Origin of the sequence: uncultured Corynebacterium sp. (genome assembly GCF_947253065.1) — a bacterium.
Lineage (GTDB): Bacteria > Actinomycetota > Actinomycetes > Mycobacteriales > Mycobacteriaceae > Corynebacterium.
Map to the genome: position 1 here is coordinate 1 of NZ_CAMXWS010000007.1, position 22,355 is coordinate 22,355.

Here is a 22,355-nt window from a genome sequence, read left to right on the forward strand (position 1 = left end):
TTGGCGTTCCGTACATCCTCGTTGCACTGAACAAGTGCGACATGGTCGACGACGAGGAGATCATCGAGCTCGTCGAGATGGAGATCCGCGAACTCCTCGCTGAGCAGGACTACGACGAGGAAGCACCGATCACCCACATCTCCGCACTCAAGGCTCTCGAGGGCGAAGAGAAGTGGGTCCAGTCCGTGATCGACCTCATGGAAGCATGCGACAACTCCATCCCGGATCCGGAGCGCGAGACCGACAAGCCGTTCCTGATGCCGATCGAGGACATCTTCACCATTTCCGGCCGCGGTACCGTTGTTACCGGTCGTGTCGAGCGTGGTGTCCTGAACCTCAACGACGAGGTCGAGATCATCGGTATCCGCGAGAAGTCCCAGAAGACCACCGTCACCTCCATCGAGATGTTCAACAAGCTTCTCGACACCGCTGAGGCTGGCGACAACGCTGCTCTGCTGCTCCGTGGTCTGAAGCGTGAGGACGTTGAGCGTGGCCAGGTCATCATCAAGCCGGGCGCTTACACCCCGCACACCAAGTTCGAGGGCTCTGTCTACGTCCTGTCCAAGGACGAGGGCGGCCGCCACACCCCGTTCTTCGACAACTACCGTCCGCAGTTCTACTTCCGCACCACCGACGTCACCGGTGTTGTGAAGCTGCCGGAGGGCACCGAGATGGTCATGCCGGGCGACAACGTCGACATGTCTGTCGAGCTGATTCAGCCGGTCGCTATGGACGAGGGCCTGCGCTTCGCTATCCGCGAGGGCTCCCGCACCGTCGGCGCTGGCCGCGTCACCAAGATCCTGGACTAGTCTTCGACTAGTTTCCTAGATCAGCCGCATCCCGTAAGGGGTGCGGCTTTTCGCTTTTCTCCAGTTATCCACAGGTCTGGTTCTTCGCCCTGCGTTTGGTGGCGCCGGCTGTTTATTGTTTGGGGCATGAACGATTTCGCGGTTTATGTTGGTGCCACCAACGCCATCGACTCGCTGGGCAGTTTCGATGCTCAGCTGCTCATCGATGCCGGCGCCAACCCCAACCGTGTTACCGAATGGGCCAGTGTTCACGAGACCTACTACGGGAAAACCAAGCACTCCCGCCAGCAGGCTCATGCTGTACGGATTGCGCGTTCGACGTCGAAGTCGTTGGATCAGTTGGTGTTTATTGAGCAGCAGGTCAAAAAGGCCAAGGATCCGTGGAAGACGCGTTTGGCCCTGTTGTCGGTGGAGGGGAACTACGCGACGTTGAAGCGTCGTGCGAAAGACATCGTGGAGGTCCCGGAGAAGCCTGCCCCGAAAACGTCGGTGCGGTTTACCAAATCGCGTAAAGGTAAGCGGTCGTTTACTGCTACAGGTTCTGAGCGTGATATTGCTGCCCTTGAACACGCCCTGCGCCAGAATTTGGATGCCACCCGTCCTGAGGGTCCGCAGATGTATGAGGCGTTTGCCCGCCTGTTGCGTTCTGGTGGTGGGGTGGCCTTAGCGGTGCCGCGGCCGTTGGTGGTGATTCCACTATCCGATTACACGAAGATTCTCGGCGGCCACGGCGATGAAACAATTCTTGGGTTGTCGGATGGCACCACGATGACGGGTGCGGAATACCTTGCACAGTTTCATGGTGCTGAGCTTGAGGTGGCGTTGTTCCACCCGGCGGAAGGTGCGGTGAACCTGTACCGCACCCAGCGGTTCGCTAACAGCAAGCAGCGGGATTTGGCGCGGGCAACGTTGACGACGTGTCCGGTGCCGGGGTGCCGGCATGCTGCTGATCATTGCGAGATTCACCACATCACTGCCTGGGCGCGTGGTGGTGAGACGAATATGGCGAATTTGGCGCCGGTGTGTAGGTATCACAACCGGACTAATGATGATGACCCGTGGCGCACACACCGGGGTCGAATACGAAGGCGACGCGGCAGCCCAATCTGGGTATCACCACGAGGAAAACCGGTACCGAATACCACCCACCGGTACGGAGCCATGCACCTACTGTTCGGCAGCTAGATGCATGTGCACATGACGGGACCGTAGACTCACCAGGGTGCAAGACCCGACTCGAATTCCGCGCGTCCTGGATAGGCTTCGTGATGCCTGGGAAGGCCAACCCGACCTGCCACTAGCCACCCTCTTCGGCATTCTGGCCAATCGAGGTGCCGGTTGGGGTACGACGGACGAAGAACTCGAGCAGTTACTCATTGTCGAATCTTTGACGCACCCCTCCGAGCTACCCCGCGACGATGATGGCCGTGTCGCTGATGACCTCTTGGTTGAAACGCTTTCCCCTGATCAACGCGTAACACTGACCAAAAGCGGGGCAGTGGTCGTGCGCTCTGGGGATCGCGACAGGCAACCTAGTGTGTGGCATTACAGCTCTGTACGCCCAACAGGCCCTGGACGGATGTTGACCGTCATGGATGGGGAAGGACTGGCGCATCGCCTGGGCATCGTCACATTGATTTCGCAGATCAAGAGCACCACTAACGAAGATATCGAAGGGCTGGAACGCGCTGAGATCGGCAACCACGTGTGGCTCGCCGTCCTAGCTGACGGAAGCAGAGTGCTCATCACTCAACGGCTCCACCTGTGGACAACGCAGCGACGCACTGTAACGAAAACAACGCACGCCTGGAATCAGATCGTGCGTTGTCGCGTGGGCGAAGAATTCGTCTACGTGTCGGGTGGAGGGGAGACGGTGGGGCTGGGGATCGTCGATAAGCTGCTGCTCGTGGAGAGCTAAGCAGTGACCTTATCGAGGTGAAGCTTGAACACTGTGTCGATATCCATGGTGTCTAGCGCGTCCCGGAAATCCGCGTCGACCTGCTCGACATAGGCCACGATGCTATCAATGTCGAAATTCGGATTCGCGGTGATCGTGAACGTTGCAGTCGGACGGTCCCGAACATAGGCGACGGACTGCTTTGCGCTCGCCACGAGCTCCGACTGCTCCGCATGCTTGCACGCTGCCTGAGCCACGCGCGCCACGTTGATGCGAGTCTCGCCCTGATCTTCGTGCGCCGGCGTAATGAACCGGCTGTTGAACCCACGGTTGCGGATATTCGGCATGATCAGCCACATGCCCACGATGATCGCGCCGATCAGTGTGCAGATGAGAGCTGTCGCGTACCAATTCATGCCAGGCACATCGCTGAGCAGCGAACGGTTCACGCCACGCACGTACTCGCTGACATACGGGATCTCCCAGTACAAAGCAGCGGGCACAAGTCCGCCCACGAGGAGAAGGACGCCGAGCAGGAAGATGATCAGGCGGTCAAAGAACGCCAGTGTGCGTGTCATGCCAGCTCCTTCGGTTGGGTGGATTGATGGATTTTGATGCGGACTTTGGGTGGTCGCGTAAGGCGCTGCATCTCGTCGGTCAGGATGTCGGAGAGGCGTTGGTCGAGAGCTGATGATCCGTCGTCTTCGACGTTCAGCGTGAGCTTTTTGCGGGTTGCGCGGGAGGCGATATTGGTGCGCCCGAGCTCATTGCGTGCCGACGCCGTCGCCCGCCGCGCCACGTCCACCGGCCGCAGCCAGATGGATGAGGCCGAATCGACCTGCACGTAGCGGCGCGGTCGTGGTTTGAACGCTGCGATGATGAACCACAGGCCGATCGCGGCGATGACAATGCCGACTGTGACGCCGAGGGGTGTTGCGCTTGCGGTGCCGAGCCACTCGAGCGTGGGTCGGATCCACGAGTTGTCCGGGTCGTTTTCTTGGTAGCGGTACCAGAGGTCGCGGCCGATGACGCCGGAGACGGTGAGCAGCACGATTCCGAGGAGGACAGTCAGCCACCGTACTGCGGGGTTTCCCTTGGGTTCGGCGCCGGCGCGGGGGCCGGTGGGTGTCGCGTCAGTCACGGGCACTAGGCCTCCTCTTCTGTTTCGATGGTGATCGGCTTGAGCGGACGCTGCTGCGGCACTTGCGGCTTCACGACGTCGAGCTGCGGCACGCTGATCGCACGGAGCGGCGCGGGCATCGGCTTATCGACGCCCACATACCTCAACCTGTTCACCCTGATTTCCCTCAGTGGCTTCTGCGCCGGGAGGGAAACGGGTGTGAGCTGTGCAGCTCTTGCGACCTGGATGTATTGCAGTGGTCGCTGGGCAGGGCGTTCAACTGGGATGCGGGGTGCGTACTGCTTGATGTTGATGTCGCGCAGCGGTGCCGGGGCTGGCGGTGACACCGACCGTGGGTGCGCACCGTTGGCACTGCCGAAGGTGTTGACGCTGATCGCGCGCAACGGTGTCTGCTCCGGGCACTGGGGGAGAGTTGGCTGGAATGGCTCTGGTGTTTCTACCGAGTCAACGCGTGGCGGCTCCGGTATCTCAACCGAGCGGGGACGAGATGGCAGGGGAGCGGAGATGCTACGGATCTGCTGAGGCTCAGGTGCCTCGATGGATGCGATCTTTTTGTACGTCGAGTCGTCTACTTCGATGTCCGCAAGTTCGATGGGCTCTTTCACATGCGGAGACGTCACCTGAGAACGAGTGACCCGTACCGGGGCTGCCGCAATCTCCGTGAGGTGGAGCTTGAGGTCATTGCGGGTGACACGTTCACCGAAGGCTGTGGATTCAGCGTCGACGACGTTCACGTTGACCTTTGTTACGGAGAGACCTGTCAAGGTTGTGACGTGGTTGCTGACGGTCTGGCGGACCTCGTCGGTAATTGCCCCGATGGGGGCGGGATACGAGTTCACGATCTCCAAGTCCAGGATGACGGAGCCGCCGGGGCGGTCAATTTGCGCGTCGATGCGCGGGAAGCTTCTGCCGGCCAGGCCAGCGAGCTTTGCATCGATCTCGCGTACGTCAGGCACCGACAAGACAGCGATTTCAGCGACGCGTGCGACGGCCTTTTCGCTAATGCGGTACGAAGCAGGATCCATTAGCTACGACCCCGCCCAGAGGTGGTGCTGACCAAATCAGCCAAATCAATACGGCCTTCCAGCTGCGCACCGACGACACCACCGATAACGCCGAACAGCAGCGTGAAGAAGAACCCGATCCAACCGCCGAGGATCAAAGCGAACGCCAGCACGACACCGACGACGGCGCCGAGGACGGTCTTATTGGAGAAGATGTTCATGGGTGCTCCACTTTTCTAATACGTTTCCAATGCGTTGCAGGTAGTCCAGCTCTACACAGCTCTACACAGCTCTACACAGCGTCATCGAACACGACGTCGATGACTGGCTCCGAGCCCGAGCCCGAGCCCGACTCTGCGAAAACAGGCAAAGCGCTCACTGCCTTCCGCACGTCGCCTACGATCTCGGGGATCTGGCGGCGTGAGCGCAGGTCGTAGGTGAGGTGTAGGGAGAGGTGGGGGACGGTGTCGTCGATAAGCTGAATGCCTTCGATCATGGCGCCGCTGACCCGCAGGAATGCTTGGCCCATGCGGCCGCCGGAGACTCCCGCCACACCGTCGACAGAAAGAGCTGCGTCACGGATTGTTTCCGCGGTGTCCTTGGTGACGGAGAATGCGGCCATTCCTACTGGTCCAGAGCCTGCTGGTTGGACGTCTCGGTCTCAGTTGTCTCTTCCGGCAGGTGCACATCGTGGACGGAGACATCGACGCGGTCAACGATCAGGCCGGTCATACGGGTGACCGCGATGGTGATGTTCTCGCGGATCGCGTTTGCCAGCTCGTGGATGGCCACGCCGTACTCAGCGATGACGGCGACCGCGACGCTCGCGTGACCATTCTCCACAGCAACATTGACGCCCTGCTGGACGTTGGTGGAAGACGTCAGGGACTCACGCACAGCGCCCCACATACGGGCGGCGCCGCCACCGAGGTTGTTCACGCCGGACACCTCGCGTGCGGCGATGCCTGCGATCTTGCCCACAACATTGTCATCAATAACGGTGGTGCCGTGGTCGGTCTCAAGCACCTCATTGCGCGGCTGCTCCGGCGCCTCCGCAGGGTTATTGGTAGCCGGGGTGTTCTGGTTTGCGTTGTTGTCTGCCATGACATTCCTTTCAACAGGCTTTTATCTTGTGCGATATGTACAAAGGCCAATCCTATGTCCAAAAGTCTGGCCCGGCTATGACGCGCAGCAATCGACATCATTTCGATATATTTCCGTAGTTTGCGTTTCCGACGACCTGTGTGTTTGAATACTCGGGTTGCTTTAACACGGCGCATCCGCGTCGCTGGTAAAGCGAACATGACACCTTTGCACGATGAGCTCACGCTTATCGACGAAGGACCTGCGATCGAGCACAGGCCACCACCGAGTAGGCACTCTCGAGACCGGGGACCGGAGAAGGGGCATGGCAAATAAACAGCGGCAGTACGCAAGGGCCACGTGAGTGGATCGTGCAAACGATGTGCTCAAACACCCTTCCGAGCCTGACACTGGGAATATTCCCAGCGGAAGCACTGACACGAGCGTTGTTTATTGCGCGCGTGCAACTTCCGCGGAAGTCATGGCAGTCATTCGTTTGAACAGACACTGGCGTTGGCGCCGGCCCTAAACCGGACAACGTTATAGAGAAACTGAAAGCTACACATCTCACCACTTTCATCGGTGATGAAAAGTGAGATAGCGAGGAAGAGGTTAACGTGGCGGGACAGAAGATCCGCATTCGGCTCAAGGCCTACGACCACGAAGCGATCGACGCATCTGCGAAGAAGATCGTGGAAACGGTTACCCGCACGGGTGCCCGTGTCGTTGGACCGGTGCCGTTGCCCACTGAAAAGAACGTGTACGCCGTTATTCGTTCTCCCCACAAGTACAAGGACTCGCGCGAGCACTTTGAGATGCGCACCCACAAGCGCCTCATTGACATCCTCGACCCGACGCCGAAGACGGTTGATGCCCTCATGCGCATCGACCTCCCCGCGAGCGTTGACGTGAACATCCAGTAGGGAGAACAAAACATATGACTAACGAGATCAAGGGCATTCTGGGCCGCAAGCTCGGTATGACCCAGATCTTCGACGAGGAGAACCGGGTCATTCCGGTGACCGTCGTCGAGGCTGGGCCGTGCGTTGTCACCCAGATCCGCACTGAAGAGACCGATGGCTACTCCGCCATCCAGATCGCTTACGGCGAGATTGATCCCCGTAAGACGAAGAAGCCTCAGGCAGGCCACTACAAGAAGGCTGGCCAGAACCCGCGCCGTCACGTGGCAGAGATCCGCATGGATGACACCTCTGCTTACGAGCTCGGCCAGGAAGTGACCGTCAACATCTTCGATGGCGATACCTTCGTTGACGTTGCCGGCACCACTAAGGGCAAGGGTTACGCAGGCGCTATGAAGCGTCACGGCTTTGCTGGCCAGGGTGCCGCTCACGGTAACCAGGCTGCGCACCGTCGCGTCGGCTCCATCGGTGGCTGTGCTACCCCGGGCCGCGTGTTCAAGGGCACGCGCATGGCTGGCCGCATGGGCGGCAACCGTGTCACCACCCAGAACCTCAAGATTCAAAGGATCGACGGCGACTCGAACCTGCTCCTCATCAAGGGTGCTATCCCTGGTGCTAAGGGCAGCCTGGTTACCGTCAAGACCGCAGTGAAGGGCGGTGCTCACGCATGACAAACCTGACACTCGATGTCCACACCGCAGACGGAGCCACCAAGGGTTCCGTTGAGCTCCCGGCTGAGTTCTTCGACCGCGAAGCATCGGTTCCGCTGATGCACCAGGTCGTCATTGCACAGCTCGCCGCGAAGCGCCAGGGCACCCACGCTACGAAGACTCGTGGCATGGTTGCCGGCGGTGGTAAGAAGCCGTTCCGCCAGAAGGGCACCGGTCGCGCTCGTCAGGGCTCGATCCGTGCACCGCACTTCACTGGTGGTGGCACTGTCCACGGTCCGCAGCCGCGTTCTTACGCGCAGCGCACCCCGAAGAAGATGATCAAGGCCGCTCTCGCCGGCGCCCTGACCAACCGCGCTCAGAACGACCGCATCCACGTGGTCGAGGAGCTCGTTCCGGGTCAGAACCCGTCGACGAAGTCCGCTCGCACTTTCATCGAGCGCCTGACGGACCGCAAGTCGGTTCTTCTGGTCATCGGCCGCGAGGACGCTAACTCCCGTCTTTCCGCACGGAACCTGCCGGGCGTGACCATCCTCGAGCCGGGCCAGCTGAACGCATACGACGTTCTCAACGCTGACGATGTCGTCTTCTCCGTTGAGGCTCTGCACGACTTCGTCAACCGCGCAAACGGTGAAGCCGTGGCCGCAGCAGCAGAAAGCGAGGAGAACTAATGGCTAAGACAGCTAACTCGCGCGACATCATCATCGCCCCGGTCGTCTCTGAGAAGACCTACGCGCTGATGGAACAGAACACCTACACGTTCTACGTCAACCCGAACGCGAACAAGACCCAGATCAAGATTGCCGTGGAGGACATCTTCGGCGTGAAGGTCGCTTCCGTGAACACCGTCAACCGTGAGGGCAAGCGCAAGCGCTCCCGCAACGGTTGGGGCAAGCGGAAGGACACCAAGCGCGCGTACGTCACCCTCCGCGAGGGCAGCGACTCCATCGACATTTTCGGCGGCGTCGCCTAAGGGCGATCTCACCGAAAAGAGAGATCTAAAGAGGACAAACTATGGCTATTCGTAAGTACAAGCCGACAACCCCGGGTCGCCGCAACAGTTCCGTTTCCGAGTTCGAGGAGATCACTCGCTCGACTCCGGAAAAGTCCCTGGTGCGACCGCTCCCGAAGAAGGGTGGCCGTAACTCCCACGGTCACATCACTACCCGTCACCGCGGCGGCGGTCACAAGCGCCAGTGGCGCGTGATCGACTTCCGTCGTTCCGACAAGGACGGCGTTCCGGCAAAGGTCGCTCACATCGAGTACGACCCGAACCGCACCGCTAACATCGCTCTGCTGCACTACGCAGATGGCGAGAAGCGTTACATCATCGCACCGAAGGGCCTGACCCAGGGCACCGTCATTGAGGCTGGCGCTGCAGCTGATATCAAGGTTGGCAACAACCTGCCGCTGCGCAACATCCCGACCGGTACGACGATCCACGCTGTGGAGCTCAAGCCGGGCGCAGGTGCCAAGCTGGCACGCTCCGCTGGTACGTCCATCCAGCTGCTGGGTAAGGAAGGCAGCTACGCAGTCCTGCGTATGCCGTCTTCTGAAATCCGCCGCGTGGACATCCGTTGCCGTGCAACCGTTGGTGAGGTCGGCAACGCTGACCAGATCAACATCCGTTGGGGCAAGGCCGGCCGTATGCGCTGGAAGGGCTGGAGGCCCACTGTCCGCGGTGTTGTCATGAACCCGGTCGACCACCCGCACGGTGGTGGCGAGGGCAAGACCTCCGGTGGCCGCCACCCGGTTTCCCCGTGGGGCCAGAAGGAAGGTCGCACCCGCAACCCGAACCGTTATTCCAACAACATGATCGTGCGCCGCCGTCGCCCGAATAAGAAGCGCTAAGAGGAGGTAACTTCACATGCCACGCAGCCTGAAGAAAGGCCCGTTCGTAGACGAACACCTCCTCAACAAGGTGGACGCACAGAACGAGGCTGGAACCAAGCAGGTCATCAAGACCTGGTCCCGTCGTTCGACCATTCTCCCCGATTTCATCGGTCACACCTTCGCCGTCCACGACGGCCGTAAGCACGTGCCGGTGTTCGTCGATGAGTCCATGGTCGGCCACAAGCTCGGTGAGTTCGCACCGACCAAGACCTTCAAGGGTCACGTCAAGGATGAGAAGGGGCGTCGATAAGCGATGAGTGAAACGATCACTTCCGCACACGCAACCGCGAAATATGTGCGCACTTCCCAGATGAAGGCGAACCGTGTTCTCGATCTCGTCCGCGGCAAGTCCGTGTCCGAGGCTCTCGCTATCCTGAAGTACGCGCCGCAGACCGTGTCCACCCAGGTGGCCAAGGTCGTCGCGTCCGCAGCAGCGAACGCCGAGAACAACTTCGGTCTTGACCCGCGCACGCTGGTCATCTCCGAGGCATACGCCAACGAAGGCCCGACCATGCGCCGCTACCAGCCGCGCGCACAGGGCCGCGCCTTCCAGATCCGTAAGCGCACCTGCCACATCACCGTGGTAGTTGAAAGCCAGAAGGAGGCATAAGCAATGGGTCAGAAAATCCACCCGCACGGCCTCCGGCTGGGCATCACTTCCGACTGGAAGTCCCACTGGTACGCCGACAAGTCCTACGCGGACTACGTCGCTGAAGACATCAAGATCCGCGAGTTCCTGAACAAGAACCTGCAGCGCGCCGGCATCGCTGACGTTGTCATCGAGCGCACCCGCGACCGTGTCCGCGTGGACATCCACACGGCTCGTCCGGGTATCGTGATCGGCCGCCGCGGTGCTGAGGCTGACCGCATCCGCCGTGAGCTGGAGAAGCTCACTGGCAAGATGGTCGCCCTCAACATCCTCGAGGTCAAGAACGTTGACGCTAACGCCGCACTGGTCGCCCAGAACGTGGCTGAGCAGCTGGTCAACCGCGTGGCATTCCGCCGCGCAATGCGCAAGGCTATCCAGTCTGCAATGCGCCAGCCGCAGGTCAAGGGCATCAAGATCCAGTGCTCCGGCCGTCTCGGCGGTGCTGAGATGTCCCGCGTTGAGCGCTACCACGAGGGCCGCGTCCCGCTCCACACCCTGCGTGCGGAGATCGACTACGGCCTGGCTGAAGCAGAGACCACCTTCGGCAACATCGGTGTCAAGGTGTGGATCTACAAGGGCGACGTCGTTGGTGGCGTGCGCGAGTCCGAGCTGAACGCTCCGGGCAATGACCGCCGCGGCCGCGGTGACCGCCGTCCCCGCCGCGGTGGCCAGCGTCGCCAGCGCGCAGAGCAGAAGAAGGAGGGCTAAGACACATGCTTATCCCTAAGCGCGTTAAGTACCGTCGCCAGCACCGTCCGGGTCGTTCCGGCGTGTCCAAGGGCGGCAACACCATCAACTTCGGTGACTTCGGCCTGCAGGCTCTCGAGCCGGCTTACATCACCAACCGCCAGATTGAGGCAGCCCGTATTGCCATCAACCGTCACGTCAAGCGTGGCGGCAAGGTCTGGATCAACATCTTCCCGGATCGTCCGCTGACCCAGAAGCCGCTCGGCGTGCGTATGGGTTCCGGTAAGGGCCCGGTGGAGAAGTGGGTGGCCAACGTTAAGCCTGGCCGCATCCTGTTCGAAATGTCCTACCCGAACGAGGCTGTCGCTCAGGAAGCTCTGCGCCGTGCTGGCGCTAAGCTGCCGTGCAAGACTCGTATCATCTCGAAGGAGGACCAGTTCTAATGGCTACTGGAACCCCTGCACACGAGTTCCGTGAGCTCTCCGATGCTGAGCTGAACGACCGCCTGGGCGCTCTCAAAGAAGAGCTGTTCAACCTGCGTTTTCAGCTTGCTACCGGTCAGCTGACCAACAACCGTCGTATCCCGGCGGTGAAGCGCGACATCGCACGTCTTTACACCGTGCTGCGTGAGCGCGAGCTTGGCCTGTCCACCGTCCCTGGTGAAGGAGCTAACTAATGTCTGAAGCAACTACTAAGGCTCTGCAGAAGCGCCGCCGCGGCTACGTCGTGTCCGACAAGATGGATAAGACCATCGTTGTTGAGATCGAGGACCGCAAGTCCCACGCTCTGTACGGCAAGATTGTCCGTACCACCAAGCGTGTGAAGGCACACGACGAGGAGAACACCGCTGGTGTCGGCGATCTCGTCCGTATCGAGGAGACGCGTCCGCTGTCCAAGGACAAGCACTTCCGTCTCGTTGAGATCATCGAGAAGGCTCGCTAAGCACTTTCGCTTATCGACGTCTCGTACGCCCGCCCTCCCATCCTTTCTTCGGATGCGGAGGGCGGGCGCTTTTTGTCTTTTAAGATGGTGCGCATGTTGCGGAAGGTCATTGGTGGCGTGGTCGGCGCGGTGGTGCTTGCTCTTTCTGGGTGCGGCGACCCGTCGGAAAGTGAGCGCGGTGCGCTGGAGCAGTGGGCTGCGTCTGACCCGGCCTTTGAAGATCTGAAGTTTTCCCCGGTCATTGCGGGCGGTTTTCCGTCTGGCACGATCTCGGTCGGCGGGACGGTGGCAGCAGAAGACGTCGCTGAGTTTGTCGCTGCCTTGGTCGCGCTGCGCGAAAAGGGGGAAGAGCTTGACCAGGAGTTGACGTCTCATGTGAAAGCGCAGCTAGGCAACACTGGTTTTAAGTGGCAGGGCTCATTCCCATCCGCCGAGTTCGGAGCAGAGGCCGGAGAACTATTAGAGCCATTCGCGGCACCGGAGGTAGCGGAGGTCTCAATCAAGGCAGCGGGCCCGGGTGGGGGAGTGGCTGTGGAGGTGGATAGGGAGGCGTCGATAAGCGATGCTGCTGCCCGTGACTTCCGCGACAGGGCGTATGCGCACCTGGGTGAAGGTGCCATCTTCATGCTGCGTGGGTTCCCGCTGCATCACCCTGTGCGTGAGGAAGGGGTGCCGGGATGGGGCGCGGCCAGCCCGAATCTCGCACTGCGTGCTGATGGCGTGACGCTGAGCGAGCTCGTTGCGCAGGCCGAACGCGTCGATGCCGCAAGCTCGCTATACCTGTATCACGTGGCCAACGGCGGGCCTGTGAGCGTGTGGTATTTCTACGCGGACGGCGCGTTCAACCCTGATGACCTGCAGCCCATCAAGGAGATTCTGCGCGAGTCGGTCGACGGGAAACCCGCCAATGTGATCGTAAGCGGCCCGGGTGGCGAGCTGCACCGCGAAATGGTTGGCGACTAGCCCGCAGCGACGGCGATGCGCTCGGTGAAGCGGGCATAATCGTCGCGGATCACTCCAAGCGGTGCGACGACTTCGGTCTCAGATGTCGCGGCGATTTCTTTTCGTAATGCTGATCGCGTCCTGCGTTTGACTCCCGCGCCGATCACCCCGCCGAAAACTGCAGTGACGAGCCCGATGACCAGGCCCGTCAGTAGTCCGGCCATGATGAGCAGGGTGGGAATGGGCCAGCCCTCGACATCCGGGACGAGGTCACTGCCCAAAAGCGGAGTGAGCACACCTGGCACGAACGCGACGATGAGGTACCACAGCACACCGATCAGCGCGGCGAGCAGCGCCAACCATTGAACGATGGTGAGCAGCGACCAGGCTTTCGACGGCTCCGCAGGCAAGCGCGTGCGGGCGACGGCGCGGTCGAGGGCAGCAGGGAGACGTGTGGCCACCTCGTCGGCGCGGTCGGAGACGGCTGACGCCCATTCCGGTGGGAGGTCTGCTGCGGCGGCGGTGGCGTAGTTGCGCACGCCTCGGTTAGCTACCGCCTTTGATGCGGCGTCCAACTCGGGCAAGGAGGAGCGGTGCACGCCGACCTCATCAGCTTCTTCGCGCAATCCCATGCGCTTGAGCGGGTCAGGACGGAAACGTGTCACCCAAGATGTCAGCAGCCAGCCGGTGCGTTCATGCAGACGCTTGCGGTAGGCGGCAGCCGTCGAGGTAGCCACGCGGTCCGCGCCCGCAGCCTGGGCGAGCACCCCATCCAGTTCACGCTTTGCACGCTTATCGACGTCCCCCGCCTTCCCCGCATCCCGATACTCCTCTGTCGCGGAAGCGATATCCGCTTCGATGCGTGCGGATTGCGCCGTGTGCGCCTGGGCAACACGAGCGATCGCGGCGCGCAGATCCTCGATCCCAGCGCCGGTGTGGGTGGAGGTGGGGATGACGCTGACATTTTGCAGGCCATCATCGCGCAAGAGCTGAGCGAAGGACTGGGAGACCGTCGGCAGATCGGACTGCGCAAGCAGGTCCGTTTTGTTCAGCACGGCCAGCGTCACGGCGGAGTGGTTCGCGTGGGGGCGGATGAACTGGTCATGAATGACACTGTCGGCGTATTTCTCCGGGTCCGAGACCCACACAAGGACATCGACCTGGGATGCCAGACGTTCTGCGATCTCGCGGTTAGCCTGCTCCACCGAGTCGAAATCGGGAAGGTCCAACAGGATCAACGGGCCGGCTTTGGAGGCGAATTCACCGTTGCGATTGCGGCGGTCTTCTACCTCGAGCCAGTCGAGGAGTTCCTCAGAACCATTCGGCTCCCAGATCGCGGCCAACGGAGACGAAGTGGTTGGGCGGCGGGCGGCTGCTTTGCCCAGGTCTTCGCCAACTACTGCATTGAAAAGCGATGTCTTTCCCGAACCGGTCGCCCCGAAGAATCCGACGACGGTGTGCTCGGCTGACAGGGCACGTCGTTCAGCGCCTGCACGAGCGATTGACTCGAGGCGTTCGCGCTGCGTAGGGGAGAGGTACGGCGCGCCGATCTCAGAAGCTTCGCTGAGAGCTGTGAGACGATCACCGAGAGATGCCGTGCGTTTAAACAGTGCCATTGGAGTCGCCTTCCTCCGGTGCGTTCGGGCGTTGGAATCCGCCACGCAATTGCGCGAACAGGTCACGAAGCGGGCCGCGTTCGGCAGTCTCGTCGAGCGTTGTGGGCGCCTGTTCTGTCGGCGCTAGCTCTGCGCGGGCGGGGCGGGCTGTGCCGGCCAGCTCGGGGAAGCGCTCGCCAACGGCGGCATGCGCCGTCACCGCGGCGTGTTCCAACTCTTCAGCCCTAGTGCCTTCCAGCAGGGGATCCGTGACTGGGAAATAGCGCTCGCGCTCGCGTTGGAGCAGCTGGCGGAGACGCTCGTTGAGGTCATTGCGGGCATCGGTGGCCATGCGTCGAACGGTGTCCTCGCCGAACATCGTCTCCAGTAGCTTCTGGCCAAGGACTGCAGAACCGCCGGCGATGGCTACTTCGCCGCCAGTCAGTCCGGCGGTGGAAGCGAACACCACGAGCATGAGCGCAACAGTGAGCACATTCAGGCCGAAGGACATGGCGCGTGCGCGTTGCCGCTTCGAGCCGGCGGTCTCTTGGATGCGGTCGAGCAGGGCTGCTTGCCAGTCGCGGACGAGGGTGGCAGCGAGCTCGTCGATATCTGCACTTGAGCGCGCGAGTGCGGGGTCGGCTTCTGCGCGGAGATCCGGTGCGACGGAGCCGATGTGGGACCAGGAACGTGCGGCGGCGGTGTCGGCCGCGTCGACGATGACTGCGTGCAGCCCGGATTCCAGTTCGGTTTCCACCTCCCGCAGGGGAGCGGGCTCGCCGCTGAAGAAGCTGCCCACCTTATCTACTGCCTGGGAGAACCAGCGCTCAAAACTGCGGGTCACATCGGACGTGCCCACGATGTCTTGCCACCTGTCCATGACTTCGGTGCGCAACATCTTGCCGTCGGAGGTGGCGTCGATGACGTGGCTGTGGGCAGCGGAATACTGTTCGCTGATCGCGCTGTCGAGTTGCGCGGCGAACGCTTCCTGGCGGGAACGCGCTTCAATCAGTTTATCGACGCGCCCCAGCGCCCCCGATGCCGCTCCCACCACCGTCTTGCCCGCGACGGCACGGCGTGCAGCAGAGTCTTCAGCGAGGCCCGTCAAATACGAGCGCAGTTCGGCGACCAGAGTGTCTTGTAGGAACTCTTCCCCGTTCTCACCGCCGAGATCAGGGACGAAGGGGACCGTGAAAACAGTAGCGTTGCCCAGGCCGGCTTCATTCATCATGCGGCGCAGGTCATCGGGAACTGTTGCTGCTGATGCTTCATCGAGGCGGTTGAGTACCACCACGACCTCAATGCCGCGTCCGGCGGCGTCGTGGAGGAAATTCCACACCAACTGGTCGGCATAGCGGGCTGGGGTAGTGACGAACACCCAGAGATCAGCGGCAGCGAGCAACTGCGAAGCCAGAGCGCGGTTGCGGTCGTCGATGGAGTCGAAATCGGGGGCGTCGAGAAGCGCGAGCCCCTCTGGGATGCTGCCTGTCGGGACGAGACGCAGCGTCGTTGACTGCTCATCGCCAGCGCCGTGCGAACGCGCGAGACCTGGTAGGACCTGTGGCGAATTGAACCAATCCGCGTCCGCAGGATTAGCGACCAGCACTGGCTGGCGCGTGGTCGGGCGGATCACGCCGGGATTGGAAACGCGCTCACGGAGCACGGCATTGACCAGCGTGGACTTGCCGGAACCCGTCGAGCCACCGATAACCGCCAAGAGCGGCGCATCGAGGTTGGCCAGGCGGGGCAGGACATAATCGTCCAGTTGGTTCACAATGGCGCGGGCGTCGTCGCCTGCGGCGCCGTCGATACGCGTGCCTGCGACGGCATCGCGCACCCGGCGCATCGCATCAAGCATGTCAGGGGTAGAAGCACTCACCTGATTCATTCTGGCAGATGGCCAGCTGACGCGGGGATTATGCCTTAGTCGCGGTAATTCGTGCGGGTGCGGTTCAACCAGCCATAAATACCGCCCATGATCAGGCCGCCACCGACGAGGTTGCCCAGCCAGACCAGTGCCCAGTTGCGTGCCACGTTGCCGATGGTGAAGCCGTCAATGGAGGATGGGTCGAACATGAAGCCAGCCAGGGTAGTGAGCACGAAGTTAGCGATCGAGTGCTCATAGCCCATGGCGGCGAAGGACGGAATGACAATTGCGACTGCCCAGATCTTGGCGCTGTGGTCCTTACCGGCCTGGGCGGTAAGAATGAAGCCGATATTGACAACCATGTTGGCCAGGATGGCCTCGATGAACAGGGTGCCGCTTGGCTTAGCCAGCTTCGCTTCCCACAGGTCCGCAAGGAAGGGGAGCGTGTCCATGGCATTTTGTCCCGTTGTGGTCAACGAGATCAAATATGAAACAGCAATTGCGCCGACCAAGTTGAAGAACGTGACAAACAAGATGATCACAAGACCACGCGATATGTTGTTCAATTTGTGCACGTATCCGTAGGTCATGAACATCATGTTGCCGGTCGCCAACTCCGCCTGGAGGACGACCATGATGTACAGCGTCACCGCGAAAAGCATTGCGAAGGGGTACTTGCCCCAGCCCGGGGCGTATGCCTCAGTCAGAGTTGCAGTCGCGGCTGCGAAAGCAGTCATGATGCCCAGGTAGACACCAGCCATGACGCTTCGCAAGGCAAGGCGACCTGGTTCACGACCGAAAAGGTCGAGCTTATTCTGGATTGATACGGGGGCCTTCTCACTGAAACTCACTCTTCCAAACTAAATGATTCTGGGAAAAGTGGCTAACCCATTTCCGCCCGCGAGCGACTCTTATGTGCTATGCATTTGCTTTTGTCCGTGAGGCCTGATCAAAGAATTCGCGTTCGTAGTAGCACGCGTACATGAATGCGTCGGCCGCGTCGGCCCGCTGAGCTTCCGAGGCGTTCGACAGTGCCTTTTCTACGGATTGCAGCGCCATACGCACGGCATCTACGAAATCTTCGCCGCCGTACATCGATAGCCATGCGTTGTACGGATGGTCCGGATTGTTGTTTTCGGCGAGGTGTAAACCGACTTCTGCGTAGAGCCAGAAGCACGGCAAAACGGCCGCAGCGCCAACAACGTAGTCTCCGAGCGCGGCTTGTGATGTGAGCATATTCACGTATCCAAGAGTGATCGGGGAGGGTGGAGTGTCAGCTTCCACGTGGTGTTGGGAGATCCAATTCCGGTGCAATTCCGATTCGGCTTCGATCGCGACAGTGGCGGATTGTGACCACCACACTTGGTCTTCCGCATCGGGCGCCTTCGCGCTCACTGTCGCGAGTGCGCGGGAGTATTCGCGCAGGTAGTAGGCATCTTGGACGAGGTAGAAGGCGAAACTCTCCTCTGGCAGGGTGCCATCGCGCAGTGCACGAATGAAGGGGAGGTCCAGTGTTTCTGGCCATACCTTCTTGGCCGCTTTGTCCCAGAGTTCGCGGGTGAATGGGCCGGCTGCAGCGATTTTGGGCTCGAGTGAGGGGGAGGAGGGGGCGGTCCAGTCGTCGTCAAGCTTCCACGGCGTTGTGGATCCTGCTGCTGCGAGGCGACGCGAACGGTGGAAGTGATCGACGGGCCCGTGGCCGGATCCGACGTTGAGCTCATCGGCGTGCGCGATTGCTTCGTGGAGCCAGCTCGACGTCCATGAAAGTGCGGTGTCTGCGTCGATGGCCAGGCGCGTGGCCAGCGCGGACGACAGTGAGCACCCCGTGCCGTGCGTATTCTTCGTATTCACGCGGGGGACGTGAACGACTTGGATCTCGCCTTCGGGGCTGACCAACGCGTTCGACGCGTAATTCTCTTCCAGGTGGCCGCCCTTGACCACAACCTTGACATTCGCTGCCCTCGCGTACGCGCGACCTTGCTCGATGGCTTCGTCGAAGGTTTTCGCAGGCGTCGTGTTCGCGAGCACAGCGAGTTCTGGAATATTCGGCGTGACGACGCTCGCGTGATCCCTCACGAACTGCCGCATCGCCTCCTCCGCGTCCTCGGTGAGCAAACGATCCCCACTCGTAGCCACCATCACCGGATCCACCACAACCAGTTCGACCGGGTGTGCCGCCAAATACGTCGAGACCGTATTGGTGGTGTCCACATCACCCAGCATGCCGATCTTCACCGCATCCACCTCGACGTCGTCGAAGACCGCGTCCAGCTGCTCCTTCAGGAAGTCCTGCGGGGGAACGTGGATGCTGCGCACCCCGTGCGTGTTCTGCGCCACTAGCGCCGTCACCACGCACATGCCATAACCGCCGGCAGCTGAGATCGACTTCAAGTCCGCCTGGATCCCTGCCCCGCCCGTGGGGTCCGTTCCCGCAATGGACAGCACATTCGGGATAGCGCAATTGGAAGTAGACAAAGAATTAGGCAAAGAAGCCATCAGACATTCCTCCGCGAATACTGGTTCGATCAGGTTCAACGGGTGTTATCTCAGCCACGTGTCTATTGGTTCGCGTGGCACCCCGTGTCTTGTTCCGATATCGTACGCGAACGCCTGCTCACGGGGGTAGAAGGTCGGGCGCGGCGGGGATTTGGGTAAAGCAGCAGCGACGTGGTTTAATACCACAGTTGTCTAGCGCTGGTCGTAGCTGATGCGCGTTTCCGAGTTGAGGCTGCGAGACCCTTCGACAGTGAGCACTGTTCGTCGATAAGCGGATAGGCACAAATAGACATTGACCACGTGCGTGCAGGACGGAAATCTGGCGCACATTGATCCAGGTCAGGAGACCAAAAGTGATTCAGAAAGAATCGCGTCTGAAGGTCGCCGACAACACTGGTGCACGCGAAATTCTGTGCATCCAGGTGCTCGGCGGTTCTGTTCGACGCTTCGCCGGTATCGGCGACACGATTGTCGCCACCGTGAAGGAAGCTGCCCCGGGCGGCAACGTCAAGGAAGGCGAGATCGTTCGCGCCGTCATCGTGCGCGCGAAGAAGGAGACCCGTCGTCCGGACGGTTCCTACATCTCGTTCGACGAGAACGCAGCCGTTCTGATCAAGAACGACACTGAGCCCCGCGGTACCCGTATCTTCGGCCCGGTTGCACGTGAGCTGCGCGACAAGAAGTTCATGAAGATCGTGTCTCTCGCACCGGAGGTGATCTAGTTGAAGATCAAAAAGGGCGATATGGTTCAGGTCATCGCTGGTAAGGACAAGGGCGCGCAGGGTCGCGTCATTGAGGCTTACCCGAAGCGCGACCGCGTCCTCGTCGAGGGCGTTAACCGCGTGAAGAAGCACGTGGCCAACTCTTACAACGAGCGCGGCGCTGAGTCCGGCGGCATCGTCACCCAGGAAGCTCCGATCCACGTGTCCAACGTGATGGTCGTTGATTCCGAGGGCAATCCGACCCGTGTGGGCTACCGCTTCGATGAGAACGGCAAGAAGGTCCGCGTCGCCAAGTCGAACGGGAAGGACATCTAATGACCGAGGCTAATTACACGCCGCGTCTGAAGACGCGTTACAAGGACGATATTCGCGGCAAGCTCTCTGAGGAGTTCGGCTACGAGAACGTCATGCAGATCCCGGGTCTGACCAAGATTGTGGTCAACATGGGTGTCGGCGACGCTGCTCGTGACTCCAAGGTGATCAACGGTGCACTCGAGGACCTGACCGCTATTACTGGTCAGAAGCCGCAGCTGCGTCGTGCGAAGAAGTCCATCGCTAACTTCAAGCTGCGCGAAGGCATGCCGATTGGTGCGAAGGTCACCCTGCGTGGCGACCGTATGTGGGAGTTCATGGACCGTCTTCTGACGGTTGCTCTTCCGCGTATTCGTGACTTCCGTGGTCTGTCGGACACCCAGTTCGACGGCAACGGCAACTACACGTTCGGCCTGTCTGAGCAGACCATGTTCTACGAGATCGACGTGGACAAGATTGATCGTCCGCGCGGTATGGACATCACCATCGTGACGTCTGCTACCAACGACGAGGAAGGCCGTGCGCTGCTGCGTCACTTCGGCTTCCCGTTCAAGGACAAGGACGGCAAGATGCAGCGTCCGTAAGCTTTTGCTTATCGACGAAAAATAGCCCCCGCCACCTGGTATTTCTTCTACCGGGTGGCGGGGTTCGCTGTTTGTAGCTACTGAACCCGTCGATAACGTGCAGGTGGCAATGTCGGGCATTAAAAATGCCGGTGCGAGCACTATGTACCCACACCGGCAGAGGAAAGGACGTGACTTACGTCCTGGTGCTGAAATTGGTTAGTCGACCAGCTCAGCTTGCTTCATCACATCGCGCAGCACCTTTGCGGAGTGGGCGAACTGCTCGGACTCCTTCTCATCGAGGTTGAGCTCAATGACATCCTGGATACCGTTGCGGTTGATCATGGCCGGAGTACCAATGTAGATGTCTTCCTCGCCGTACTGGCCCTCGAGCAGTGCACTGACCGGGAGGACGACCTCTTCGTTACGGAGTACAGCACGGGTGATGCGGGCGAGACCGCCGCCGATGCCGTAGCTGGTGGAGCCCTTGGCGCGGATGATGTCGTATGCCGCGTCGCGGGTCTTAACGAAGATCTCGTCCATCTTCTCGGTGACGTTCGGATCAGTCTGTGCCAGCTTTTCCAAGCGGGTGTTCAGCGGAATGCCCGCAACGGAACCGGAGGAAACAGCAGCCAGCTCGGTGTCACCGTGCTCACCGATGATGTACGCGTGGACGTTGGAGGCAGCGACGCCGAAGTACTCCCCAAGTGCGTGGCGGTAGCGTGCGGTGTCGAGGACGGTGCCGGAACCGATGACCTGGGAGGACGGCAAGCCGGAGAACTTCCAGGTTGCATAGGAGAGAACGTCGACCGGGTTGGTTGCAACAAGGAAGATGCCGTTGAAGCCGTGGGCCATAACCTCGTCGACGATGGACTTGAAGATCTTCACATTGCGGCCGACCAGCTCAAGGCGGGTCTCACCATCACGCTGCGCGACACCAGCGCAGTTGACCACGATTGCTGCATCGCGGCAGTCCTCGTAGGTGCCCTGGGTGACACGGGTGTTGTGGCCGGACCACGGAACCGCGTGGTTCAGGTCCTGGACTTCGCCCCAGACCTTTTCTTCGTTCAGATCGATGATGGCCAGCTGGTCACACAGGCCCTGGTTCACGATGGCCGATGCGTAGGCCATTCCGACGTCACCGGCGCCGATCAGGACGACCTTCTTGCCGGGGGTTGGGGTGGTGCCGTTTTCTCCGGCCTTGTGCGATGCGTTCGGATGGATCATTGATGCTCCTTCGCTCGTGTTTGCTGCTGTGCTATTGAGCAGCCTTAGTTCCGAGATTAGCGCCGAATGTCTGATTGTGCCCGATTCGGAGTTATCCACAGGTCAGTGTTCGAAAGGAAGCGGTGTGGGTAGGGGGTCGCGATAGAAAAAGCGGTGTACCTTTCATGCACTGAAAACAAGGGGGAACTCATGGGTACGAACAATCTGGAAAAGATCAAAGACCGTGTACAGAAGCTGTTGAACCAGGCAGCGGACCGGGCAGGAACGGCGGAAGGGGAGGTGTTTTATCAGAAGGCTTTCGACCTGATGGCCACGTATGGGTTTGAGGAAAGGGACCTGAGGCGCCCGTCGGAAAGCGATGAGGTGATAATGCGCACATTTGCGCTCGGTGGTTCGTATACCGATATGCAAGCGTCGCTTTTGCTGAATCTCTGCAATGCGTTGCACTGCATGGGCTACATGGAAAGCACCCGGCGCTCCCGGAAAATCTCCACCGTCACCGCCTTCGGTCTCCGCCGCCACATAGAGCGGGTGGACATGCTCTTCGGAGTCCTCAATCCGCAGATGGCCGCCGGGGCGCAGCAGATCAGCGGCAGCCGCGCACTCGGTGTGGCGACGGTGGTGGCGCGCCGCTCTTTCATGGGCGGGTTCATCAGCGTGATCACTGAGCGGCTGCAAGCGGCCGAAGGCACGGTCGCCGCAGGCAAGGGCGAATACGCCCTCGCGCTGATGGACGACCGCGATAAAGCAAGTGACGCGATGAGCGCTTTCGCCGCGCAGCAGGGCATCGAATTCACCAACCGCGCATCGAAGGCGACGGTCGACGCCGGGTCGTATTTCCGCGGCGTGAGTGCGGGGGAGACCAGCGATCTCGGCCAGAGTCGTGTCCGCGCGCGCCCGGCGTTGCCGTGCTAGGCCACATCCGGGGCGCTCCGACG

Annotated in this window: 30 protein-coding genes and 1 riboswitch; of the genes, 19 read left to right on the forward strand and 11 right to left on the reverse strand. The window is 60.8% G+C overall.

Annotated elements, in window-relative coordinates:
• The 3 genes from Q0X21_RS02955 to Q0X21_RS02965 form a co-directional block, all read left to right on the forward strand.
• Window positions 1–809 (forward strand): elongation factor Tu (locus Q0X21_RS02955; RefSeq protein WP_297850255.1); only part of this gene is annotated, 809 nt, incomplete at its 5' end.
• Between the two features lie 126 nt (window positions 810–935).
• Window positions 936–1,994, forward strand: a complete 1,059-nt coding sequence (locus Q0X21_RS02960; RefSeq protein WP_297850256.1) for an HNH endonuclease signature motif containing protein — start codon at window positions 936–938, stop codon at window positions 1,992–1,994.
• Window positions 1,995–2,031: 37 nt separating this feature from the next.
• Window positions 2,032–2,727: a hypothetical protein gene (locus Q0X21_RS02965; RefSeq protein ID WP_297850257.1), complete on the forward strand. Its 696-nt coding sequence runs from the start codon at window positions 2,032–2,034 to the stop codon at window positions 2,725–2,727.
• Here the strand turns inward: Q0X21_RS02965 and Q0X21_RS02970 are convergent.
• The 6 genes from Q0X21_RS02970 to Q0X21_RS02995 form a co-directional block, all read right to left on the reverse strand.
• Entirely contained in the window at window positions 2,724–3,284 is a 561-nt protein-coding gene (locus Q0X21_RS02970) for a hypothetical protein (RefSeq protein ID WP_297850259.1), read from the reverse strand. The genes Q0X21_RS02965 and Q0X21_RS02970 overlap by 4 nt on opposite strands.
• Window positions 3,281–3,847, reverse strand: a complete 567-nt coding sequence (locus Q0X21_RS02975; protein ID WP_297850260.1) for a hypothetical protein — start codon at window positions 3,845–3,847, stop codon at window positions 3,281–3,283. The genes Q0X21_RS02970 and Q0X21_RS02975 overlap by 4 nt, the downstream gene beginning before the upstream one ends.
• A gap of 5 nt (window positions 3,848–3,852) precedes the next feature.
• The gene (locus Q0X21_RS02980) at window positions 3,853–4,872 is read right to left on the reverse strand and encodes an Asp23/Gls24 family envelope stress response protein (protein ID WP_297850261.1); all 1,020 of its coding nucleotides are present in this window, start codon (window positions 4,870–4,872) and stop codon (window positions 3,853–3,855) included.
• Window positions 4,872–5,072, reverse strand: coding sequence for a hypothetical protein (locus tag Q0X21_RS02985; RefSeq protein WP_297850262.1), 201 nt, complete (start codon window positions 5,070–5,072; stop codon window positions 4,872–4,874). Before Q0X21_RS02985 ends, Q0X21_RS02980 begins: the two co-directional genes overlap by 1 nt.
• A gap of 71 nt (window positions 5,073–5,143) precedes the next feature.
• Entirely contained in the window at window positions 5,144–5,473 is a 330-nt protein-coding gene (locus Q0X21_RS02990; protein ID WP_297850263.1) for a hypothetical protein, read from the reverse strand.
• Between the two features lie 2 nt (window positions 5,474–5,475).
• Window positions 5,476–5,955 carry an Asp23/Gls24 family envelope stress response protein gene (locus tag Q0X21_RS02995; RefSeq protein WP_297850264.1) on the reverse strand — a complete coding sequence of 160 codons (480 nt, stop codon included), beginning with the start codon at window positions 5,953–5,955 and terminating at the stop codon, window positions 5,476–5,478.
• Between the two features lie 596 nt (window positions 5,956–6,551).
• Between Q0X21_RS02995 and rpsJ the strand changes: the two genes are divergently transcribed.
• From rpsJ to Q0X21_RS03055, 12 genes are all read left to right on the forward strand, one after another.
• Window positions 6,552–6,857, forward strand: coding sequence for a 30S ribosomal protein S10 (gene rpsJ, locus Q0X21_RS03000; RefSeq protein ID WP_003848085.1), 306 nt, complete (start codon window positions 6,552–6,554; stop codon window positions 6,855–6,857).
• A 14-nt stretch (window positions 6,858–6,871) separates the two neighbouring features.
• Entirely contained in the window at window positions 6,872–7,525 is a 654-nt protein-coding gene (rplC, locus tag Q0X21_RS03005; RefSeq protein ID WP_297850265.1) for a 50S ribosomal protein L3, read from the forward strand.
• Complete coding sequence (gene rplD / locus Q0X21_RS03010) at window positions 7,522–8,193, forward strand: 50S ribosomal protein L4 (RefSeq protein ID WP_297850266.1); 672 nt, start codon at window positions 7,522–7,524, stop codon at window positions 8,191–8,193. The genes rplC and rplD overlap by 4 nt, the downstream gene beginning before the upstream one ends.
• Complete coding sequence (gene rplW, locus Q0X21_RS03015) at window positions 8,193–8,495, forward strand: 50S ribosomal protein L23 (protein WP_297850267.1); 303 nt, start codon at window positions 8,193–8,195, stop codon at window positions 8,493–8,495. The genes rplD and rplW overlap by 1 nt, the downstream gene beginning before the upstream one ends.
• Before the next feature lie 41 nt (window positions 8,496–8,536).
• A complete protein-coding gene (gene rplB, locus Q0X21_RS03020) occupies window positions 8,537–9,373 on the forward strand; it encodes a 50S ribosomal protein L2 (protein ID WP_297850268.1) in 837 nt (278 codons plus the stop codon).
• A gap of 16 nt (window positions 9,374–9,389) precedes the next feature.
• The gene (gene rpsS, locus Q0X21_RS03025; RefSeq protein WP_297850269.1) at window positions 9,390–9,665 is read left to right on the forward strand and encodes a 30S ribosomal protein S19; all 276 of its coding nucleotides are present in this window, start codon (window positions 9,390–9,392) and stop codon (window positions 9,663–9,665) included.
• Window positions 9,666–9,668: 3 nt separating this feature from the next.
• A complete protein-coding gene (rplV, locus tag Q0X21_RS03030; RefSeq protein ID WP_076599108.1) occupies window positions 9,669–10,025 on the forward strand; it encodes a 50S ribosomal protein L22 in 357 nt (118 codons plus the stop codon).
• 3 nt (window positions 10,026–10,028) lie between these two features.
• On the forward strand, window positions 10,029–10,772 hold the full coding sequence (rpsC, locus tag Q0X21_RS03035; protein ID WP_297850270.1) for a 30S ribosomal protein S3: 744 nt from the start codon (window positions 10,029–10,031) through the stop codon (window positions 10,770–10,772).
• Between the two features lie 5 nt (window positions 10,773–10,777).
• On the forward strand, window positions 10,778–11,194 hold the full coding sequence (gene rplP, locus Q0X21_RS03040; RefSeq protein ID WP_210574973.1) for a 50S ribosomal protein L16: 417 nt from the start codon (window positions 10,778–10,780) through the stop codon (window positions 11,192–11,194).
• Window positions 11,194–11,427, forward strand: coding sequence for a 50S ribosomal protein L29 (gene rpmC / locus Q0X21_RS03045; RefSeq protein WP_297850271.1), 234 nt, complete (start codon window positions 11,194–11,196; stop codon window positions 11,425–11,427). Before rplP ends, rpmC begins: the two co-directional genes overlap by 1 nt.
• Window positions 11,427–11,693, forward strand: a complete 267-nt coding sequence (gene rpsQ / locus Q0X21_RS03050) for a 30S ribosomal protein S17 (RefSeq protein WP_297850272.1) — start codon at window positions 11,427–11,429, stop codon at window positions 11,691–11,693. Before rpmC ends, rpsQ begins: the two co-directional genes overlap by 1 nt.
• A 93-nt stretch (window positions 11,694–11,786) precedes the next feature.
• Window positions 11,787–12,656 carry a hypothetical protein gene (locus tag Q0X21_RS03055; RefSeq protein WP_297850273.1) on the forward strand — a complete coding sequence of 290 codons (870 nt, stop codon included), beginning with the start codon at window positions 11,787–11,789 and terminating at the stop codon, window positions 12,654–12,656.
• Here Q0X21_RS03055 and Q0X21_RS03060 read toward each other — a convergent pair.
• From Q0X21_RS03060 to Q0X21_RS03075, 4 genes are all read right to left on the reverse strand, one after another.
• A complete protein-coding gene (locus tag Q0X21_RS03060) occupies window positions 12,653–14,251 on the reverse strand; it encodes a GTPase family protein (RefSeq protein WP_297850274.1) in 1,599 nt (532 codons plus the stop codon). The two genes, Q0X21_RS03055 and Q0X21_RS03060, sit on opposite strands and share 4 nt — an antisense overlap.
• Entirely contained in the window at window positions 14,238–16,109 is a 1,872-nt protein-coding gene (locus tag Q0X21_RS03065) for an ABC transporter (protein WP_367172675.1), read from the reverse strand. The genes Q0X21_RS03060 and Q0X21_RS03065 overlap by 14 nt, the downstream gene beginning before the upstream one ends.
• 44 nt (window positions 16,110–16,153) lie before the next feature.
• Window positions 16,154–16,948 (reverse strand): formate/nitrite transporter family protein, encoded by a 795-nt coding sequence (locus Q0X21_RS03070; RefSeq protein ID WP_297850275.1) that lies wholly within the window; start codon window positions 16,946–16,948, stop codon window positions 16,154–16,156.
• 67 nt (window positions 16,949–17,015) lie between these two features.
• Complete coding sequence (locus Q0X21_RS03075) at window positions 17,016–18,593, reverse strand: bifunctional hydroxymethylpyrimidine kinase/phosphomethylpyrimidine kinase (protein ID WP_297850276.1); 1,578 nt, start codon at window positions 18,591–18,593, stop codon at window positions 17,016–17,018.
• Window positions 18,583–18,688: riboswitch (TPP riboswitch) on the reverse strand. Its footprint overlaps the gene before it by 11 nt.
• Window positions 18,689–18,946: 258 nt before the next feature.
• Here Q0X21_RS03075 and rplN point away from each other — a divergent pair.
• The 3 genes from rplN to rplE are packed head-to-tail and all read left to right on the forward strand — an operon-like array spanning window position 18,947 to window position 20,211.
• Complete coding sequence (rplN, locus tag Q0X21_RS03080; protein WP_034664252.1) at window positions 18,947–19,315, forward strand: 50S ribosomal protein L14; 369 nt, start codon at window positions 18,947–18,949, stop codon at window positions 19,313–19,315.
• Window positions 19,316–19,630 (forward strand): 50S ribosomal protein L24, encoded by a 315-nt coding sequence (gene rplX, locus Q0X21_RS03085; RefSeq protein WP_297850277.1) that lies wholly within the window; start codon window positions 19,316–19,318, stop codon window positions 19,628–19,630. It abuts the gene before it with no gap.
• On the forward strand, window positions 19,630–20,211 hold the full coding sequence (gene rplE / locus Q0X21_RS03090) for a 50S ribosomal protein L5 (protein WP_297850278.1): 582 nt from the start codon (window positions 19,630–19,632) through the stop codon (window positions 20,209–20,211). The genes rplX and rplE overlap by 1 nt, the downstream gene beginning before the upstream one ends.
• A 198-nt stretch (window positions 20,212–20,409) precedes the next feature.
• Here rplE and Q0X21_RS03095 read toward each other — a convergent pair whose 3' ends face one another.
• Entirely contained in the window at window positions 20,410–21,417 is a 1,008-nt protein-coding gene (locus Q0X21_RS03095) for an L-lactate dehydrogenase (RefSeq protein ID WP_297850280.1), read from the reverse strand.
• 189 nt (window positions 21,418–21,606) lie between these two features.
• Here Q0X21_RS03095 and Q0X21_RS03100 point away from each other — a divergent pair, with 189 nt between their 5' ends.
• Window positions 21,607–22,332, forward strand: a complete 726-nt coding sequence (locus tag Q0X21_RS03100) for a DUF2786 domain-containing protein (RefSeq protein ID WP_297850281.1) — start codon at window positions 21,607–21,609, stop codon at window positions 22,330–22,332.
• Window positions 22,333–22,355: the final 23 nt, after the last annotated feature.